Annotated in this window: 17 protein-coding genes and 2 tRNA genes; 14 read left to right on the forward strand and 5 right to left on the reverse strand. The window is 61.4% G+C overall.

Going from position 1 to position 18,652, the window contains the following annotated elements; translation table 11 throughout:
- On the forward strand, positions 1-385 hold a 385-nt coding region (locus tag A7A77_RS13740), incomplete at its 5' end, for an OmpA family protein (RefSeq protein WP_245638490.1).
- A gap of 124 nt (positions 386-509) precedes the next feature.
- Complete coding sequence (locus A7A77_RS13745) at positions 510-2,648, forward strand: tetratricopeptide repeat-containing sulfotransferase family protein (RefSeq protein ID WP_216635586.1); 2,139 nt, start codon at positions 510-512, stop codon at positions 2,646-2,648.
- A gap of 97 nt (positions 2,649-2,745) precedes the next feature.
- Here A7A77_RS13745 and A7A77_RS13750 read toward each other — a convergent pair whose 3' ends face one another.
- Positions 2,746-3,321 carry a hypothetical protein gene (locus A7A77_RS13750; RefSeq protein WP_156500578.1) on the reverse strand — a complete coding sequence of 192 codons (576 nt, stop codon included), beginning with the start codon at positions 3,319-3,321 and terminating at the stop codon, positions 2,746-2,748.
- 33 nt (positions 3,322-3,354) lie between these two features.
- Between A7A77_RS13750 and A7A77_RS13755 the strand changes: the two genes are divergently transcribed.
- Complete coding sequence (locus A7A77_RS13755) at positions 3,355-4,320, forward strand: helix-turn-helix transcriptional regulator (RefSeq protein WP_066559491.1); 966 nt, start codon at positions 3,355-3,357, stop codon at positions 4,318-4,320.
- Between the two features lie 143 nt (positions 4,321-4,463).
- Entirely contained in the window at positions 4,464-5,516 is a 1,053-nt protein-coding gene (locus tag A7A77_RS13760) for a HupA family protein (RefSeq protein WP_066559493.1), read from the forward strand.
- 71 nt (positions 5,517-5,587) lie between these two features.
- Here the strand turns inward: A7A77_RS13760 and A7A77_RS13765 are convergent.
- The 3 genes from A7A77_RS13765 to A7A77_RS13775 all read right to left on the reverse strand — a co-directional run bounded on the left by A7A77_RS13765 (position 5,588) and on the right by A7A77_RS13775 (position 7,054).
- Positions 5,588-5,663: transfer RNA gene (locus A7A77_RS13765), tRNA-Thr, on the reverse strand.
- Positions 5,664-5,684: 21 nt separating this feature from the next.
- Positions 5,685-5,758: transfer RNA gene (locus tag A7A77_RS13770), tRNA-Cys, on the reverse strand.
- Between the two features lie 81 nt (positions 5,759-5,839).
- Entirely contained in the window at positions 5,840-7,054 is a 1,215-nt protein-coding gene (locus A7A77_RS13775; protein ID WP_066559682.1) for an LL-diaminopimelate aminotransferase, read from the reverse strand.
- A gap of 359 nt (positions 7,055-7,413) precedes the next feature.
- Between A7A77_RS13775 and A7A77_RS13780 the strand changes: the two genes are divergently transcribed.
- The 9 genes from A7A77_RS13780 to A7A77_RS13820 all read left to right on the forward strand — a co-directional run bounded on the left by A7A77_RS13780 (position 7,414) and on the right by A7A77_RS13820 (position 16,551).
- Positions 7,414-9,237: a PHA/PHB synthase family protein gene (locus tag A7A77_RS13780; protein WP_082836153.1), complete on the forward strand. Its 1,824-nt coding sequence runs from the start codon at positions 7,414-7,416 to the stop codon at positions 9,235-9,237.
- 197 nt (positions 9,238-9,434) lie between these two features.
- Positions 9,435-10,280 (forward strand): phasin family protein, encoded by an 846-nt coding sequence (locus tag A7A77_RS18480; RefSeq protein ID WP_066559495.1) that lies wholly within the window; start codon positions 9,435-9,437, stop codon positions 10,278-10,280.
- A 251-nt stretch (positions 10,281-10,531) separates the two neighbouring features.
- Positions 10,532-10,888 carry an ATP-dependent Clp protease adapter ClpS gene (clpS, locus tag A7A77_RS13790; protein WP_066559687.1) on the forward strand — a complete coding sequence of 119 codons (357 nt, stop codon included), beginning with the start codon at positions 10,532-10,534 and terminating at the stop codon, positions 10,886-10,888.
- A gap of 99 nt (positions 10,889-10,987) precedes the next feature.
- Positions 10,988-12,247 (forward strand): LPS export ABC transporter permease LptF, encoded by a 1,260-nt coding sequence (gene lptF, locus A7A77_RS13795; RefSeq protein ID WP_281180030.1) that lies wholly within the window; start codon positions 10,988-10,990, stop codon positions 12,245-12,247.
- Positions 12,244-13,341, forward strand: coding sequence for an LPS export ABC transporter permease LptG (gene lptG, locus A7A77_RS13800; protein WP_066559497.1), 1,098 nt, complete (start codon positions 12,244-12,246; stop codon positions 13,339-13,341). Before lptF ends, lptG begins: the two co-directional genes overlap by 4 nt.
- A 72-nt stretch (positions 13,342-13,413) precedes the next feature.
- The gene (locus A7A77_RS13805) at positions 13,414-13,710 is read left to right on the forward strand and encodes a hypothetical protein (RefSeq protein ID WP_066559500.1); all 297 of its coding nucleotides are present in this window, start codon (positions 13,414-13,416) and stop codon (positions 13,708-13,710) included.
- A 241-nt stretch (positions 13,711-13,951) separates the two neighbouring features.
- Positions 13,952-14,803 (forward strand): sterol desaturase family protein, encoded by an 852-nt coding sequence (locus A7A77_RS13810; protein ID WP_066559504.1) that lies wholly within the window; start codon positions 13,952-13,954, stop codon positions 14,801-14,803.
- 22 nt (positions 14,804-14,825) lie between these two features.
- Positions 14,826-15,989 (forward strand): GNAT family protein, encoded by a 1,164-nt coding sequence (locus A7A77_RS13815; protein ID WP_066559507.1) that lies wholly within the window; start codon positions 14,826-14,828, stop codon positions 15,987-15,989.
- A gap of 124 nt (positions 15,990-16,113) precedes the next feature.
- A complete protein-coding gene (locus tag A7A77_RS13820) occupies positions 16,114-16,551 on the forward strand; it encodes a response regulator (protein WP_066559510.1) in 438 nt (145 codons plus the stop codon).
- Positions 16,552-16,885: 334 nt separating this feature from the next.
- Here the strand turns inward: A7A77_RS13820 and A7A77_RS13825 are convergent, their stop codons facing one another.
- Entirely contained in the window at positions 16,886-17,632 is a 747-nt protein-coding gene (locus A7A77_RS13825) for a Crp/Fnr family transcriptional regulator (RefSeq protein ID WP_172799914.1), read from the reverse strand.
- Positions 17,633-17,801: 169 nt separating this feature from the next.
- On the opposite strand from A7A77_RS13825, the gene A7A77_RS13830 reads away from it, so the two are divergent.
- Positions 17,802-18,599, forward strand: coding sequence for a response regulator (locus tag A7A77_RS13830; RefSeq protein ID WP_066559517.1), 798 nt, complete (start codon positions 17,802-17,804; stop codon positions 18,597-18,599).
- Positions 18,600-18,652: the final 53 nt, after the last annotated feature.

The following is an 18,652-nucleotide window of genomic DNA, read 5'->3' on the forward strand; positions in this document are numbered from 1 at the left end:
GCCGCCCCCGCCGCCCCCGGCACCGGCAGCGGTCTGTAACACGGGTCCCTACATCGTCTTCTTCGACTGGGATTCGGCAGAGATCACGCCGGAAGCGGCAAGCATCCTCGACAGCGCCATCGCGGCCTATTCCGATTGCGATAGTGTTCCGATCATGCTGGCAGGTTACACCGACCGTTCGGGTAGCGAGCAGTACAACATGGGCCTCGCGGCACGACGTAACGCTTCGACCCGTGCCTACCTGACTGCTCGCAGCATCCCCGATGCCTCGATCACCAGCCAGGCATTCGGCGAAGCCAACCCGCGGGTTCCGACTGCGGACGGTGTTCGCGAGCTTCAGAACCGCCGCGTGGAAATCACGTACGGTCCGGGCTCGGGAATGTAACCGATCCGTTTCGGATATGACCGAACAGGAAAAGGGGGGAGAAATCCCCCCTTTTTTGCAATAATTCACGTCCCTGCGCATAGTGCCGGGCACGCTTCCAACTCCGTTCGAACCGGGTGATTTCATGAACGCGAAGAGCAATACCCTCGTCACTGACGAGATGATCCAGCAAGTGCAAAAGGGCTCGCTCCAGATGAAGGAAGGCGAGGCCATCGCCATGGCCGGAGAGCTCTATTCGCGTGGCAAGTACGATCAGGCCGCGAAAGTCTGTCGTCAGATTATCGGTGCGCGGCCCACCGTCGCGGACGCCCACAATATCCTCGGCGTGTCGCTCAATGCGCTGGGCAAGTCGGGCGAGGGCATCGCAAGCATCAGACAGGCGATCAAGCTGTCGCCCAAGGTATCGAGCTTTCACTCCAATCTTGGCGAGATCCAGCGCCTTGCCGGCGAACTCGATGCCGCGCGTCAATCGCTGGAAAGCGCTGCCAGCCTTGATCCGCAAAATGCGCAGGCCGCTAACAATCTTGGCATCGTGCATTACGAGCAGAAGGATTACGAGCAGGCGGTCGAATGCTATCGCCGTGCGATCGAAATCAGGCCGGATTTTCCCGAAGCGCACAACAACCTGGGCAATTCGCTGCGCATGACGGGCGATACCGATGGTGCGATGGACGCATACCAGACGGCCCTGACGCAGCGCGAAATCTATCCGGAAGTCTACAACAACCTTGGCACGCTGCTGCGCGAACAGCGCAAAATCGATCAGGCCCGGCACGCTCTGAAAAAGGCGATCCAGCAGAACCCGCGCTATGTCGAGGCCTATAACAACCTGGCCGCGCTCTATCACTCCGAACGAGACGATACCGAAGCGCTGCGCCAGCTTGCCGACGTGCTGCGTATCGCGCCCGACAATGCCAAGAGCCTCGTGCTTACCGCGCGCATCCAGCTGCGGCGCGGCAATTACCCTGCCGCTGAACAGGCGTGCCGGCTGGTTCTGAAGCAAGACCCGAAGAATGCGGAGGCGCTGACCGTTCTGGGCGAGCTGATGCATGAACTCGACCGGTATGACGCGGCGATCCAGTTGCTGGAGAAGGCGCTGGAATTTGAACCCTCCAACGCCGAGGCACGCAATTTCTATGGCGTCGCGCTGAAATCGGTCGGCCGGTTGGATGAGGCGCGCGAGCAGATTCTGAAGGGGCTGGATGAGAATGCCAATCTCTATGGTGCCTATGCGAACCTTAACGATCTGGTCGATTTTTCGCAGGAGCCCGAACTGTTCGCGCGGATCGAAGCCATCGTCGAGGAGAGCAGCGATCCCGAAGCCGAGCGGATGCTGCCGATCCACTATGCTTATGCCAAGGCGCTGGACGATCGCGGAGAGCACGAGAAGGCGCTGGAACATTACCTCATCGGTGGCCGTTTGAAGCGCGGACAGCTGAACTATGTCGAGGAGAACAACATCCGGTTCTTCAACGACATCAAGGCGCAATTCCCGGCCGAGATCTTCCGCAATCGTCCCTTTGCGGGGCTGGAAAGCGAGCGTCCGGTATTCATCCTCGGCATGCCGCGCTCCGGCTCCACGCTGATCGAACAGATTATCTCGGCCCATCCCGATGTTCACGGCGCGGGTGAGGTAAAATATCTCAGCCGTTCGCTGCAGTCGTTGCGGGACCGGTTCCCGACCCTGCCCGTCTATCCCGAAATCGTTTCTTCGATGAACGGGCAGCAGTGCGGCATCCTTGCCGAACAGTACCTGAAGGCGATCACGGCGGGCGCTGGCGATGCCAAGCGGATCACCGACAAGCTGCTGACCAACTACTTCTTCGTCGGGCTCATCCACCTGATGTTCCCCAACGCGAAGATCATCAACACGCTGCGCAATCCCGTCGATACTTGTCTTTCGGCATTCACCAAGCTGTTCAAGGATGACATGCCGCACAGCTACGACCTTGGCGAACTGGGCCGCTACTACAAGCAGTACGAAGCACTGATGCAGCATTGGCGCGAGGTTCTGCCCGAAGGCGTGATGATGACGGTACAGTACGAGGATACCGTCGGCGCGACCGAGAAGACCGCGCGCGATGTGATCGAATTCATCGGGCTGGACTGGAACGAGGCATGCCTCGACTTCCACACTTCGGCTCGCCCGGTGAAAACGGCCAGCGTGGCGCAGGTTCGCAAGCCGATCTACAATTCAGCCGTCGAACGCTGGCGCAAGTACGGTGACGGCCTCAAGCCGCTTTGCGAAGCGCTTGGCGTGTAGGCTGCAAGGTCGTCCAGACAATCGCCATGCAGTGCGCGGTGATTATCCGGACGATAACGCTTGGAACAGCGGGTTGAGCCACCCGAAATCGTATGGCTCAACCCGATTTGCCATCTGCTGGCGCGTTCGCCTCCACTTCGGGCACTGCTGGAGCGTCTTCCACATTACGAGGCCGTTTTACGCGCTGCCAGTTCGCAACGATGTAGCCTTCGCTCGACAGGCACTGTGTGACCGTTTCCTTTAGCCGCTTTTCCTTTTTTGCCCGGTTGGCGCGGGCAATGCCCCAGGCCAGACCCAGGACCGGCATGGCGACGATTGTTGCGCTGACCGCGGCGACAGGGGCGGACCAACTGGCGCCGCTAACCGCAGCGCCGCTGATGGCAGCGCCCCCGGCTCCTTTGCTTGCGATCGTGGCCTGCTTGCGCTTCGCCACGTTGCCGGCCGCCTCCCCTTCAGCCTCGCAGGCAACCAAGGTTTGCGCATAGGCGACTTGATCGGCCGGAGGCATTGCCAGTTCGGGCGTGAAATGACGCGGCGTCGACGAACAGCCGGAAACCAGAACCGCGAAGAGCGAGATCGCTGTTAACCTGTTGCGTTCCATGGTCAATCTCCTGAGTAGTGGTTGATAACTACCCGGAACGTGGAGCAGGCAGTCGAACACGGTCAGGTGCATCGATGGGTGCAGCCACAAGCCACGGTTGCAAGAATGCGCAGCAAACCGAAAATCCCGATTGCCGAAACGGTGAAATCGGCGGATATCTGCGGTGTGGGAGACGGGCCTGCATTTTCGACTTTGTTTCGGATAGCCCTGCTTGCTTTGGGGCTCAGCAAGGCACGCGCTGCGTCCCTGTTGCAGGTGGACAAGTCCCTCGTCGGGCGATGGGCATCGGGCGCGGTTCGCCCGACCGAGCATAACTTGTCCCGGATATCGGCGCTTGTCGCCGAACATGTCCCGCAGTTCTCGATGCAGGACTGGCAAAGGGACGCGCGATCGTTTTCCGAATTGATGGGCGTCGATCCCAATCTGGCGCAACGATCGGTCCAGCCGCCTGCGGCCGTTGGCGGGGGTACGCTCAATTGCGTGACAGAGGCGCACACCGAAACGGAAAAACGCGGTGCCGCATACGAAGGGTTCTGGCGAACGACGCGTCCTTCGGTGCTGATGAATGGGCGTGTCTTCCACGATTACGGAATGATCCGGCGGGGCGACACAGGCTTGCTGGAGGTTACGATGGGCGGCGCGGGTCTTGCCTTCAACGGCTGGGCCTTGCCGCTGGAGGGGAACCTTTTCGTGATGCTGGACGGTGCGGTCGGGTTCACGCCCCTGTTCCTGATCTTTCGCGGTGTCACGCTGCCGAAGGTAACGCGGCTTGATGGCATTGTACTGCTTGCCGCGCTCGATGCGGCGCGTACCCCTGCGGCGATGCCCATCCTGCTTGAGCGTGTGGCCGATCTTACGGGCGACAGGGTGGATGACGACCGACGGTGCACGGAAATGAGCACCAACGATCCGTTCGAGGACGAGGCGGACATCTCCGACGAGTTGCGCGCGCACCTGTTTCGCGATGTCGGGCCGGAAGCGGCGGCGCGAGGCGGCGAGATGTTTCTGATGGTATCGGCGGCCAACATGTTCTCGCGCGGAACGACCCCGCCGGGCCAGCTGGAAGGCTAGGTTCCTCCCCCGGGGGGCGGGCGCCATTCCACCCGCTTGCAATCGTTGCACGCGCCGCTGCAACTGACCGATGCAGCCGCGAACGCGCAAAACTTCCTCTCGTAGCCGACCGATCGGGCCGGCGGCACAAACAGGAGGAAGCAATGGAACATGCAACAAGGACGCGCCTGCTGCCGCTCGCGCTGCTGTTATGCGGGACAAGCACGGTTGCCGGCTGCGGCCCGGCGTTGGAGGAAGACTGGGATTTCGAAGGAGGTGGTTCCACGACCACCGTTACGCCGACACCGTCACCCGATTCTTCGCCATCGGCATCGCCAACCCCGATGCAAACGACAAGCTATACCGCGTTCGACGACCTGACCGGATCGCGTGCGTTCAACTCCGGATGCGGCAACTGGTTCGGCAATCAGATGACATCGAGTGAATGGTTCTCGAGCTATCCCGCCGATCCGGAAACGCTGGCTCACAAATACGACGCGTCATCCGACAGCTGGCAGATCGAGGGTGTGGCTCGCGATTATTCGGCAGGGCCCGAGTATTCCTACCTCTTCGATCCTGCGGACCTTGATCCGCAATCGACAGATGCGGTGAAGCGATACGGCTTCATCGACACGAGCGGTTCGCCGGTCGTTTTCACGATCGCCAGACGGACATTCGGGGCCATGGATGCGCAGTATGTCCGTGAAACCCGACTGGTTGCGAAACCCGGTGACTACAAGATCGACATCCGTTGCGTGATCGGTGTTCCGACCGAGCAGGACGATTCGATGCCGACAGGCAAGTTCTCTTACCGCAACTTCGCAGTAGCGGGCACGGCACATGGCTCGACGATCGACTACGACCTTCGTGAAAGCACGGCGAACTGGTCGGTGGACCCCGTCACTTTGGCATCGAGGATAACGATCAACTTCGTCGGTCGGGCGCTCACTTCATCCGGCCTATCGCCCACTACGGTCGATCTCGGTAGCTACCACACCCCGTTCGCCCAGGTGAATTTCCCGTACAAGTCCTTCGGCGGCGGCGTTTACGACAGTGGCTGGAACGGCGATTTCACCAAGCAGCCAAGCGGCATGGGAACCTTCGGCGGCTCGTTCTTCGGCCCGCAAGGTTCTGAAATCGGCATGGGGTTCGCGATCAGCGGTTCCCACGGCGGCAGCCAGCTTCTGTTTGCCGGAACATTGATTGGGAGCAGGTGATGATGACAGGTGTCGATAAGCCGCGCGCCTGTCGCTACCGACGTTCTGACTGCCTGCGCTATCGGGAAGAATGGTGCCGCTTACGTGACTCGAACACGTGACCCCATCATTACGAATGATGTGCTCTACCAACTGAGCTAAAGCGGCTTACCAATTCATACTCAACCGTGGAGGCCCGAGCCGGAATCGAACCGGCGTATACGGATTTGCAGTCCGCTGCGTCACCACTCCGCCATCGGGCCTCACCACGGTTGAGGGGCGCACCTAGCGAGTCTTCGCGCGCGGTGCAATCGGGCAATTGCGTGCGCGCGAAACTTCCCGCTTTAGGTGTTCGGGCCGGCGTTGCTCCCGCCGTTGATCCCCATCGACTTGAACCAGCGCTTCACGTTGCGCGCAGCCTGGCGCAGGCGCTGCTCGTTCTCCACCATGGCGATGCGCACGTAGCCTTCGCCCTGTTCGCCATAGCCGACGCCGGGTGCGACCGCGACTTCGGCCTCGGTCAGGAGCTGCTTGGAGAATTCGAGGCTGCCCATTTCCTTCAATGCAGGGGGCAGCGGAGCCCATGCGAACATTGACGCGGGCGGGCTGGGGATGTCCCAACCGGCACGCGCGAAGGCGTCGACCATGACGTCGCGGCGCTTTTGATAAAGGTTGCGGTTCATCTCGACGATATCCTGCGGGCCGTTCAATGCCGCGCAGGCCGCGGCCTGAATCGGGGTGAACGCGCCATAGTCGAGGTACGACTTCACGCGAGTCAGCGCCGAGATCAGCTTCTGGTTGCCCACCGCAAAGCCCATGCGCCAGCCGGCCATCGAATAGGTCTTGCTCATCGAAGTGAACTCGACCGCGACATCCTTTGCGCCCGGAACTTCGAGGATCGAGCGGGTCGGCTTGCCGTCGTAGTAAAGCTCCGAATAGGCAAGGTCGGACAGGATCCAGACGTTGTTATCTTTCGCCCACGGGACCAGCCGTTCGTAGAAAGAGATGTCGACCGTTTCCGCCGTCGGGTTCGACGGATAGTTCACGATCAGGACCGTGGGGCGCGGCACCGAGTGGCGCATCGCGTTTTCCAGAACCTCGAAATAGTGGTCGTCCGGCGTCGTCGGCACTTCGCGGATCGTGGCGCCGGCAAGGATGAAGCCGAACGTGTGGATCGGGTAGCTGGGGTTGGGCGCCATGATGACGTCGCCGGGCGCGGTGATCGCGGTGGCGAGGCTGGCGAGCCCTTCTTTCGAGCCCATCGTGACCACGATCTCGCGCTCGGGGTCCAGCTCCACGTTGAAGCGGCGGGCGTAGTAGTTCGCCTGTGCGCGGCGCAGGCCGGGAATACCCTTCGACTGCGAATAGCCGTGGGCGTCGGGCTTCATCGCCACTTCGCACAGCTTGTCGATGACGTGCTGGGGCGGCGGCAGGTCGGGGTTGCCCATGCCGAGGTCGATGATGTCCTTGCCCGCTCGACGCGCTTCGGCCCGCATCGCGTTGACTTCGGCGATGACATAGGGGGGCAGGCGCTTGATGCGGTAGAACTCGGTATCCATCACTCTTCGGTTTCCCATGGAGAACAGGCTGATGCCCGGCCTTGCGGTGCTATTGTCGCAAAGCATGGGCGGCATTGCTTGTTCCTGCAAGGTGACGCAAGTGCAATCTGGGGTCGGTAACTTTCCGCATGATGCTTTTGGCTGCATTGCCAAGTGCCGTTCGGCATTGCACAATGGCTTGCGGACAGGAGACTTGAATGGCCACCGGCACCAAAGAGAAGAGCGGGTCAACGGTTGATGAAAGTTCGAAGGGCGGTGAACCGGCATATCTGCCGTCGCTGATGGCCGGCCCCTTTCTGGGCATGATGGACGGCCCGGTGCGCCAGATGATCGAGCTTCAGACCGGCGCGTCGACAGCAATGCTGGACGCCTTTCTGGATATGGGCAGGACGGGCGGCGCGACCGACGGTGCGGGCACGCCTGCGGAAGAGGCCGACCGCGTTCATTGGCAGGAAGTGGCCACGCATCTGAACGGAATGTGGCGCACCTTCCTGAAGGACCAGCCCGCGATCGCATCGTCCGGCATTGTCGATCCTGCCCGGTGGCTGGACATGGCGGGCCGCTGGCTACAGCAACTGCCGGTCGGCGGCGAGGAAGGGCAAAGCAGGTTCTTTGCCGATTCGATCGCGCTGTGGGAAAACATGCTCACGCAAGTCGGCGTGGGTGAAAACGGATCGCAATCCGGACTGCCGCGCAAGGATCGCCGGTTCAAAGACCCGCGCTGGCAGGAACAGCCTGTCTTCGCGCTGATCCACCAGCTCTACCTGCTCATGTCCGAACAGCTGATGGCCGCGGCCGATGGCGCATCGGGTATGAATGACGGGCGGAAGGACCAGCTGCGTTTCTTCACCCGCCTGATGACCGAGGCGCTGAGCCCGGCGCATTTCCCGCTGACCAATCCGCTGGTTCTTGAAAAGACGATGGAGACCGGCGGCGAGAACCTGATCAAGGGGATGGAGCACCTGATCGCCGATCTTGAGGCGGGCAAGCTCACCCATACCGACAAGAACGCCTTCACGCTGGGCGAGAATATCGCATCGACCCCCGGCAAGGTGGTTCACGAAACACCGCTGTACCAGATCATCCAGTACACGCCGGTCACCGAAACGGTGCTGCAGACCCCGTTGCTGGTCTTCCCGCCGTGGATCAACCGGTTCTACATCCTCGATCTCGGCCCGAAGAACAGCTTCATCAAATGGGCTGTCGACCAGGGGCTGACGGTGTGCGTCGTATCGTGGCGATCGGCCGATTCCTCCATGGCCGACATCGGCTGGGAAGATTACATCGCCGCGATGATCGAGGCGGTCGACGTCGTTCGCGATCGCTTCAAGGTGCCCAGCGTCCATACCATCGGCTATTGCGTTGGCGGCACGACACTGGCCGCCGCGCTGGCGGTGATGGGCCGCAAGGGCGATGCGGACAAGGTCGCCAGCGCGACGTACTTCACCGCGCAGGTCGATTTTACCGAAGCGGGCGAATTGCGCGCCTTCATCGACGAACAGCAATTGGCGGTCATCGATTCGCTGGCTGGCGAAGGCTTTGTCGACGGGCGGTACCTTGCGCTGGCGTTCAACCTGCTGCGCAGTCCGGATCTTATCTGGAACTACGTCATCAAGAACTACCTGCTGGGAGAGGATTATCCCGCGTTCGATCTGCTCTACTGGAACGGGGATACCACCAACCTTCCGGCGCGGTTCCACCGCGAGTACCTGAAGAACCTTTATCACGATAACCTGCTGGTGGTGCCCGACGCGCTGTCGGCCTGCGGCACGTCGATAGACCTGCGCAAGAACGTGACGCCTTCTTATATACAGGCCGGCGTTGACGATCATATCGCCCCGCTGCGGAGCGTGTGGAAACTGACCCGCCACTTGTCCGGCCCCAAGCGCTTCCTGCTGGCCGGATCGGGGCACATCGCCGGCGTCGTCAATCCGCCATCGTCGGGCAAGTACCAGTACTGGTCGATCGGCAACCCGGAAGAGCCGAACCAGATGCCGCCCGATACGCTGGACGAATTCCGCGCAGCCGCTGTCGAAACACCGGGAAGCTGGTGGCCGGACTGGATCCGCTGGATCGAATCGTTTGATGGAACGCGGGTGAAGGCGACCGGAAAGCGCAAGCCCGGCGGCCGAGGCGACACGGTGATCGAGGACGCACCGGGGCGTTATGTGAAGACAAAATAAGGGTTTGCGCCGACCCGGTTTGTGACTGCGACAAGTCGTGCATGCGACTTTTGTTGCACTGCACAATTTTTCTTGACTCCTCTTTTCTCCACACTTATTGTGCACTGCAACATAGCCCGAAAGGTGGGCTTGTTGCGGAGGGAGCTGTGTTGAAAAGGCTTCTTCCGCGAATGTAAGCGAAACGAGGTATTCTCGACATGGCCCAGAGCAAGGACAAGGAAGCCGGCAAGCCCAAGGCACCGGTCGCCGCAAAGCCCAAGACGACCGCGAAGCCGGAAGCTGCGCCGGTAACCAAGGCTGATCCGGCTCCGGAACCGGTCGCCGCAAAGGCACCCGAGCCCGTTGTCGAGAAGCCTGCTGCACCCAAAGCTGTAAAGCCCGCCCCCAAGCGGACTTACAAGCCCAGGCAGAAGACTTCGGCGGCCAAAGCCGCTGTCGCCAAGCCGCAGGTGAAGAAAGCTGCCAGCAAGCCGGCCGCGAAGCCCGCCGCCGAACCTGCTCCGCAGAAGGCCGCGGTTGCCGCAACCGTTGCCGCCCCCGCCCCGAGCATCGCGGCGGTGGCATCCAAGCCCGCCAAGGACACGATCAAGATCACTCAGGAGTTTGTAAAGATGACCACCCCCGAAACGCTGACCAAGGGTCTCCAGACCGCGATGGCCGACGTCACCGCCAAGTCGAAGGAAGCTTATGAAAAGGGCACCGTCATGATGGCCGATGCCACCGAATTCACCAAGGGCAACGTCGAAGCCATGGTTGAATCGAGCAAGATCTTCGCCAGCGGCATGCAGGAAATGGGCCGCTCGTTCGTTGCCGATTCGAAGGCCGAGTTCGAAGCCCTGACCGCAGAGGTCAAGGAACTCGCTTCGGTCAAGTCGCCGACCGACTTCTTCCAGTTGCAGAGCGCGATGATGCGCAAGTACTTCGACAAGTCGGTTGCTGCCGCTTCGAAGAACACCGAAGCCATGCTGAAGCTGGCCAACGACGCCGCGCAGCCGCTTTCGAGCCGCGTGTCGGTCGCCATGGAAAAGATGAAGGCTGCCTGATCGGCGTCTTCACGACAAACCCCCGCATCGGGCAGCCCCCCTGCCTGATGCTCTTCCCAAGGACGGGGCCGGTGCTGGGTTAACCATCGCCGGCCCCTTCTTTCGTTATGGAATGGTGCGGTTGTGACCAAGGCCTTGTCCTTTGGCGCCGCGATACGATATTCTTCCTGCCTATGCCGAAGCTGACCGATGATTCCGCAAACGAGAGGATCGTGGCGACACTTGCTGCATCCCTTGTCGTGCCTGTTGCCATGACGCACCCGCTTGCCGGGCCTGACGGTGACGACGAGGGCGGCAATGACGATAGCGGCGAAGGGCAGGTCGGCATCGCCACGCGCACCCGCGCCAAGCCCAAGAAGCCCAGCCAGTTCAAAGTGCTGATGCTGAACGACGACTATACGCCGATGGAATTCGTCGTGATGGTCCTCAAGCGTTTCTTCCGAATGGACATGGAACAGGCGACGCAGGTCATGCTCCACGTCCACCAGCGCGGCGTGGGCGTTTGCGGGATCTACCCTTACGAAATCGCCGAAACCAAGGTGAACCAGGTGATGGACTTCGCGCGCCAGAACCAGCACCCGCTGCAGTGCACGCTCGAAAAGGCCTGACCGGTCTGAACCATAGGCTGATCGCGGGCCTTTCTCGGCGGTTGCCGCTGGACGGGCTCTGTGCCAATAGCCGCTTGCGCAACGGATCGACCGGTACCCTTGTCAAAGACCTTCTTCAACGCGACTGACCGCTATATCTTCCGGCTGGTGCTGATGCCCATGCTGGGCACTCTGGCGCTTGCGGCTTCGCTGTTGATTCTGGACAAGATGCTCCGCCTGTTCGAAGTCGTCGCGAACGAGGGCGGGCCGATCGGTGTCGTCTTCCGGATGCTGGCGAACCTGCTGCCGGAATACATGAGCCTCGCGATCCCGCTGGGCCTGATGCTCGGCATCCTGTTCGCGTTCCGCAAGCTGGCGACGACGTCGGAACTCGATGTCATGCGCGCGGTCGGCCTTGGCTATACCCAGTTGCTCAAGGTGCCCTACATGATCACCTTGGCGCTCGTCGTCGTGAACTTCGCGCTGGTCTATTTCGTTCAGCCCATCTCACGCTACGACTACAGCCGGCTTTCTTTCGAACTGCAGTCGGGGGCGCTGGGTGCGTCGATCGATGTCGGCGAATTCAATTCCATCCAGGACAAGACGGCGCTTCGCATCGAGGAGAGCGAGGACAACGGGCGGCGCCTGAAAGGCATCTTCGCGCGCGTCACCGACGAGGATGGCGACATGCTGTCGATCAGTGCGCGCCAGGGTCAGTTCCTGGCGAACGCCGATGACATGAATACCATCATCCTGCGCCTGAATGACGGGACGATAATTCAGGACCAGCCTAATCTCGATGCGCCGCGGGTGCTCTCTTTCACCAGTTACGACCTGCCGATCGACCTGCCTGAGATAGAGGCGTTTCGCGATCGCGGAGGGGAGGACAAGGAATACGTCCTGCCCGAACTGCTCCAGCTGGGCTGGAATGACCAGGTTGATCAGACGGTGCGCAACGAATCCCTCGCCAGCCTGAACTTCCGGCTGGTGGAGGTGGTGATGATGCTCTTGCTGCCCTTGCTGGCAGTCGCTCTCGCGATCCCGCCAAAACGATCGAGCAGTGCGCTTGGCGTTTTCGTGTCGATCGTGATGGTCGTCGCCTATCACAAGATCAACCAGTACGGCGAAGACGTGGCGGCGCTGGGCCTTGCCAGTCCCGCGCTTTCGCTATGGTTGCCGTTCTTCCTGTTCGCGGCGCTCATCCTGTGGATGTACTGGCGCGTGGCATATGTTCCGGGCGGGCAGGCGATCGGCTGGCTGGAACGCTTTGCCAGCATCGTTTCCAAGAAGGCGGTGGCGCTGTTCCGCCTGATGCGGCTGACAGGGCGCAAGGAACTGAAGCGTATGGCGCTTGAGCAAGGTCAGGAGGCTGACGGTTGAGGCTCGACTTCTTCCCCTCCCGCCGGCTGACGATCTACCTCGCCAAGTCGTTCATCGTCCGCATTTTCGCGGTGCTGGTGATGCTGGTCATGGTGCTGCAGATCCTAGACCTGCTGGGCACGAGCGGCGATATCCTTGCCGCAGAAGGCAATGGCGAGGCGCAGTTGTGGACCTATGTCTCGCTGCGCGTCCCGCAATTGATAGCCCGCTTCCTGCCCTATTCCGTCCTGCTGGCGACGATCCTGACACTGGCCACGCTGAACCAGAACAGCGAGGTGATCGCGATGAAAGCGTCGGGCCTGTCGGCGCACCAGATCCTTGCCCCGTTGATCATGACTGCGACGATCGTGTCGGGGATGAGCTTCGTTTTCAACGAACGCATCGTGACCCGTGCCTCGGCCACACTGAGCGCATGGGAAAAGGCAGATTTCGGCCCTGTGCCGCCCACGTCCGATGTGCGCTCCAACGTCTACATGGCCGAAGGCGACGCAATCCTTGCCGCGCGAACCGCTGCGGGCAGTGGCCCTTCGATGGTGCTGAGCGGCGTCACCTGGTATCGGCGCGATCCCAACCTGATGCTGACCGAACAGTGGCGTTCCGACAGCGCGAAGTGGGATGGCGAGGGCTGGGTGCTGGAGGAACCGTCGCGCTTCAACGTCGGCATCGCGACGCTCGACTTTCCGCCCGATACCGTCGTCGGCAAGGGCATCACGCCCGAGGAAATCGCGATCAGTTCGGTCAACGCCGACGCGCAGGACATCTTCACCTTGCGCCAGTCCATCGCCGCGCTTGAAGCTGCGGGCCGCCGAACAGACGAGCTGAAGGGGCGCTGGTGGCACAAGATATCCGGCCCGCTATCGGCCATGCTGATGCCTCTGCTGGGCGCTGTGGCGGCATTCGGGCTGGCGCGTTCGGGGCAGTTGTTCATACGCGCGGTGATCGGCATGGGGCTGGGCTTCACCTATTTCGTCGTTGACAACGCGGCACTCGCCATCGGCAATTTCGGCGGATACCCGCCGTTTCTGGCCGCATGGGCGCCGTTCTTCCTGTTCGCGCTGATCGGCGAACTCGTCCTGCTGCGGACAGAGGAATAACTTTTTTCGGAACAATCCCGATCCTTGCGCGTCGTATGCCTCAATTGCGCCACAATTGATGGAGACGCGAACATGAAGAAGATCATCCTGCCCGCCCTTGCCACTGTTGCCGCACTGGGCCTTGCGGCTTGTGACGGCGGCGAACCGGCCGGCACCGCCGAAGACACCGCCGCTGTCGATACCGCAGCCAGCGCCGAAACGGGCGCCGATACCGCGATGACCGAGCCTGTTGCCGGTGGCGCTGCCGCCGATACCAGCGACACGGTCACGATCAGCGAAGATGGTGTCACTGCCGATATCAACGGCAGCGATACCTCGGTTTCCGCCGATATCGATGGCGATCCGTCGATGACGGTCAAGACCGACTGAGCCGGCTGATCGAAGGGGACGTGAAGGGGGCCGCACCCGGCAAGGGTTGCGGCCCCTTTTTCGTTGGAGCGGCCCGCGATCCTGATCGTGCGCAATGCATGGCGGCCGGTCACGCATCATTCAGCCGTTGCATGATAGGCACGCTGCCTGCGGCCATGAACAGCCCGCCCCGCCATTGCTGGCGCGGCGCGGGTAGCTTGTGCTAAGGGCCGCGCCAAGACGGAACGATGAGCACACGATAATGGCCCAGAACCAGACTAACCCGGCCCAGATTGGGCAGACCGCGACCGACGAGTCGAAGCTGCCGTTCTGGAAACGGTCGCACTATCTCGACCGGATGACGCTGCCTCAGCTGATCGTTGCTTATTTCCAGCATTACACGATCGTCGCCTATCTCGGCCTGACGGGGCTGTGTTTCGTCGCGCTGGCGATCTGGCCGACCACGCCGCTGCGCGCGGTTGCCGCCTTCATGGCAGCCGTCGTCGTCTATCCGCTCGTCTGGCACTTGCTGCATCAGTATGTCCTGCACGGGCAATGGATGTACAAGATCAAGCCGCTCGCCAGCACGTGGAAGCGTATCCACTACGACCATCACCAGGACCCGAACCACCTGGAGGTGCTGTTCGGCGCGCTGCACACCACGGTGCCGACAATCGCGCTTGCCACGATGCCCATCGGTTATGCCATCGGCGGCGTTGGCGGCATGGCGGCGGCCTTTGCCGGCGGATTGCTGACCACGTGCTATTACGAATTCATGCACTGCATCCAGCACCTGGCGTTCAAGCCGAAGTGGAAGTGGGTGCAGACGATGAAGCAGCGCCACGTCGAGCATCACTATTTCGACGAAGACGGCAATTTCGGCATCACGAACTACGTCTGGGACCGCATCCTTGGCACCTATTACGAGAAGAAGGACCGGCCCAAGCGCTCGGCAACCGTCTTCAACCTCGGTTATGACGAGGAAGTGGCGATGAAATGGCCGTGGGTGAAGGAGCTTTCCGGCGGGATCGCTTCGGGCCATCCGCGTCGCCGCGCGATGGGCAAGGAAGGGTTCGACCCCAACCGCCAGACCGAAAATACGACGGCCGCCTGACGCGGCTCTATCCGGAGAATTTATGGCGGATGCTAGCGGCGGGCTCGTGATCGAGCCGGTGGTGACGAAGGCCGATCGCAAGGCTTTCATCGATGTCCACTTCCGGCTGAATGAAAGCGACCCCAACTGGGTGCCGCCGCTTCGGGCAGAGGCACTGGAGGTGATAGACCCGGCGAAGAACCCGTTCTTCGAACACGCCGAGGTCCAGCTGTTCATCGCGCGCCGTGACGGTGAGCCGGTGGGGCGCATCTCTGCCCATTTCGACAAGCTGGCGCATACCATGCCCCCCGAACAGGGGATGGGGCCGGGCACCGGCAACTGGGGCCTGTTCGATGCCGCCGATGCCGAAGTGGCCCATGCCCTGATCGCGCAGGCGGAGCGCTGGCTGAAGGCGCGCGGGATGACGCGCATCCTTGCACCGATATCGATGTCGATCTGGGAAGAACCCGGCCTGCTGACCAAGGGGCACGACCATCCGCCCACGGTGCTGATGGGCCACGATCCGGCGCATTATCAGCCGTGGGTAGAGGCCGAGGGCTACGAACCGGCGAAGACGCTGCGCACCTATGATCTGGACGTGCGGGTGGAGTATCCCAAGCTGATCCAGCGGATCATCTCTTCGGGCGAGAAGAACGAGCGGATCAACGTTCGCCGCGTCGACAAGTCGAAGTTCGACGAAGAGGCCGCGATCATCCTCGATATCCTCAACGATGCGTGGAAGACCAACTGGGGCTTCGTGCCGATCACAGACGCGGAGGTTGCCTATACCGGCAAGAAGCTCAAGCCGCTGGTGCGCGAGGACCTGATCATGATCGCCGAATATGACGGCGAGCCGGTTGCCTTCATGATGACGCTTCCCGACCTCAACAAGGAGATCAAGGCGATCGGCGGCAAGCTGTTCCCGTTCGGCTTCATCCGGCTGCTGAACTGGATTCGCAAGCCGAAGAACGCCGACATGCGCGTGCCGCTGATGGGCGTGCGCAAGGAACTGCAAAGCTCGCGCCTTGCCAGCCAGCTGGCCTTCATGATGATCGAATATATCCGGCGCGCCGCCGTTGCCGACTATGGCGCGGTGCGCGGCGAGATCGGCTGGATCCTCGATGACAACCAGGGGATGAACGCCATCGCAGAGGCGATCGACGCGGACGTGAACAAGGAATACACGATCTACGCCAAGGCGCTCTGATCAGCCGGGCGGGGGAGCGGCCAGCTTTATTTTGCATCTGCGGTGCCGGACGGGAACCTGCCGACAGCACCCGGCGTTTTCCCCGAAAGCATCTTTCAAGTCTTGTCAGGGATCGAACAGGCCAATGTCCACGCAACCATCGCAGAACGGGACCGATCGTCGCATCGGCACCGCGCTGGTTGTCGAGGATGACCCGATCCTGGCGCTGTCGATAGAGGACATCCTGCTTGGCGCAGGATCGCCCAAGGTGGTTGTGTGTTCCAGCACGCAGCAGGCGCTGGCCGCGCTGGAAAAGGACACGCCCGAAGTGATCGTGCTCGATGTGCACCTTGTCGACCGTGACGATGGTTGGGCCGTTGCCGAACTGGTGGCGGAACTTGGGCCACAGGCACCGAAAATAGTCTTCTCGACCGGTAATCCCGGCGCCATCCCCGGCGCGATTGCCGAACTCGGCACGGTGCTGGCCAAGCCCTATGCGCCCGAGGCGCTGATAGCGGCGGCCTCCGGCACGCGGCGCACCGGCCTTTTCGCCCGTATCAAGGGCGCGATCTCTCCCGACTGATCCGACTGACTGTACAGCATTGTAAGCCGGTCGCACTGGCCGGCTCCTGTCCCCATGCGCGAATGCTTCGCGTGGCAGTACGCTGCGCCGGACCAGCACCGTGATGATTGGGCCTGGCAATGATGGCAACGTAAAAGGCCTCCGTTCCCCCTTTTGAGGGAACGGAGGCCTTTCGGGATCGTATCACCGGCCGCTTGGACGGGAGGGGGGTCTCGGCGGTGACAATCACTAAATGATCGTGTGAGATTTGGGTTCCGCAGGTCGATAAAAAAATGTTCTCTGCCGCAAAATATTTTATAACTAATTGAAAATAAATACTAAAATAGACGATAAATCATATGAAGGGCCGTGGACCAACCAGTGAGCGGTCGAACTGGACGTATTGCCTAACGGCTTCCATGTCGGGGATCTCGATGGTGTTGAGGCTCCACGTGACCAGCCCTTCCTTGCGCAGGGTCTGGAGCGAGCGGTTGGTATGCACGAGCGACAGGCCTAGCATGTCGGCGATCTGGCTTTGTGTCACGTTCAGGTTGATCCGGTGCCTGCCGTCGGTGAGGCAAGTGTTCTCGGCCCGCTCGATCAGAAACAGGGCGAGATAGGCAATCCGTTCGCGTGCATTGCGCTGGCCCAGTGCGACAAGGTGCTCTTCCAGCGCGGCTTCTTCCTTCGCTGCCAACCAGACGAGATCGTAGCTGAGGTGCGCGAACTGTCCGATGAAATCGCGAAACGCGTCGCGTGGGAAGGCGCAGAGCCTGGCTGTGGTGATGGCCTCCACGCCGTGGGTCATCGGTTCGTCGAACGCGGATTGCAGGCCGACGAGATCGCCCGGAAAAACGAAGTTGATAATCTGGCGGCGTCCGTCGTCAAGCAGGCGATAGCGGATTAGCACGCCTTCGAGCACGGTGTAGATGTGCGCGCTCCTGTTCCCCTGCACAAGGACCTGCCCGCCGCGTTCCAGGCCGATTTCGCCCAGCTTGAAATTATGGATCAGGCGCAGGCGATCATCGTCGGCATCGCGAAGACCGGGGCAATCGCGCAACGGACATTCAAGGCAGGATGTCTGCGATGCTTCAAGGCTCAATGGCAATTCCCCCTGACAGGCGCGCTCCGAACGGATGGAGCGCGCGTTGTGTGACCCGAAAGTTCTTTACGCGCCAGACCAGATATTTATCCCGATTATACACAATTTCGGGAACTCTCGTCCCGCGCGCGCGTTAGGCAACTCGATTCATCTAACGGGAAGGGCTTGCATGTCTCTCGGGGCCAAGGTTGCCGCCAATCTGCCATATCTCCGCCGCTACGCTCGTGCGCTTTCGGGTTCGCAAAGCACGGGCGATGCATTCGTCCGCGCCACGCTTGAAGCTGTGCTCGCGGATTCTGAGCTGAAGCAATCGCTGGGAGAGGGTGGCCGCGTGCCGCTCTATCGTGCGTTCAATAAGTTGTGGGCCAGCGCGTTCCTGCAGGTTGCCGACGGCGAATCCGTTCTTGGCGACCACGAGGCTGCGGCGCAGGACCGGCTCAATGCCATCACGCCGATGAACCGGCAGGCGCTGTTGCTTACCACGCTGGAGGATTTCTCCATCGCGCAGGCCGCCGAGATCATGGACCTTACCGAGGCCGAGGTCGAAAACCTCGTGCAGGAGGCCGTGTCGGAAATCGATCGCGAATCGACCACGAACGTCCTTATCATTGAGGACGAGCCGCTGATCTCCATGCAACTGGAAGATCTCGTCCGTTCGCTCGGTCACGACATCTGCGGTACGGCCGCCACCCGCACGCAGGCGCGCGAAGTGATTGACGAAAACATGCCCGGCCTGGTGCTGGCCGATATCCAGCTTGCCGACGGCAGCTCGGGGCTCGATGCCGTGGACGACATCCTCGAAATCGCGTCGGTGCCGGTCATCTTCATCACCGCTTATCCCGAACGCCTGCTGACGGGCGACCGGCCGGAGCCGACCTACCTCGTCACCAAGCCGTTCCAGGAATCGACCGTACGCGCCGCTATCAGTCAGGCGCTCTTCTTCGGGTCCAGCCGTCCGCTGCCCTGAATTCGGTCCCATTCGTCGCGGCTTGGCCCGTCACTCGTGAACGAGTGGCGGGC

This window comes from Croceicoccus bisphenolivorans (assembly GCF_001634625.1).
GTDB lineage: Bacteria > Pseudomonadota > Alphaproteobacteria > Sphingomonadales > Sphingomonadaceae > Croceicoccus > Croceicoccus bisphenolivorans.

What these genes read in the sequence shown, in the direction of transcription:
- A7A77_RS13815 (WP_066559507.1), top strand. Translation starts at nt 14,826, where the DNA reads ATGGCGGATGCTAGCGGCGGGCTCGTGATCGAGCCGGTGGTGACGAAG.
- A7A77_RS13775 (WP_066559682.1), bottom strand. Translation starts at nt 7,054, where the DNA reads ATGGATACCGAGTTCTACCGCATCAAGCGCCTGCCCCCCTATGTCATC.
- A7A77_RS13755 (WP_066559491.1), top strand. Translation starts at nt 3,355, where the DNA reads ATGCGCAGCAAACCGAAAATCCCGATTGCCGAAACGGTGAAATCGGCG.
- A7A77_RS13820 (WP_066559510.1), top strand. Translation starts at nt 16,114, where the DNA reads ATGTCCACGCAACCATCGCAGAACGGGACCGATCGTCGCATCGGCACC.
- A7A77_RS13750 (WP_156500578.1), bottom strand. Translation starts at nt 3,321, where the DNA reads ATGCACCTGACCGTGTTCGACTGCCTGCTCCACGTTCCGGGTAGTTAT.
- A7A77_RS13780 (WP_082836153.1), top strand. Translation starts at nt 7,414, where the DNA reads ATGCTGGACGCCTTTCTGGATATGGGCAGGACGGGCGGCGCGACCGAC.
- A7A77_RS13745 (WP_216635586.1), top strand. Translation starts at nt 510, where the DNA reads ATGAACGCGAAGAGCAATACCCTCGTCACTGACGAGATGATCCAGCAA.
- A7A77_RS13805 (WP_066559500.1), top strand. Translation starts at nt 13,414, where the DNA reads ATGAAGAAGATCATCCTGCCCGCCCTTGCCACTGTTGCCGCACTGGGC.
- A7A77_RS13760 (WP_066559493.1), top strand. Translation starts at nt 4,464, where the DNA reads ATGGAACATGCAACAAGGACGCGCCTGCTGCCGCTCGCGCTGCTGTTA.
- A7A77_RS13810 (WP_066559504.1), top strand. Translation starts at nt 13,952, where the DNA reads ATGGCCCAGAACCAGACTAACCCGGCCCAGATTGGGCAGACCGCGACC.
- clpS (WP_066559687.1), top strand. Translation starts at nt 10,532, where the DNA reads ATGACGCACCCGCTTGCCGGGCCTGACGGTGACGACGAGGGCGGCAAT.
- A7A77_RS18480 (WP_066559495.1), top strand. Translation starts at nt 9,435, where the DNA reads ATGGCCCAGAGCAAGGACAAGGAAGCCGGCAAGCCCAAGGCACCGGTC.
- A7A77_RS13830 (WP_066559517.1), top strand. Translation starts at nt 17,802, where the DNA reads ATGTCTCTCGGGGCCAAGGTTGCCGCCAATCTGCCATATCTCCGCCGC.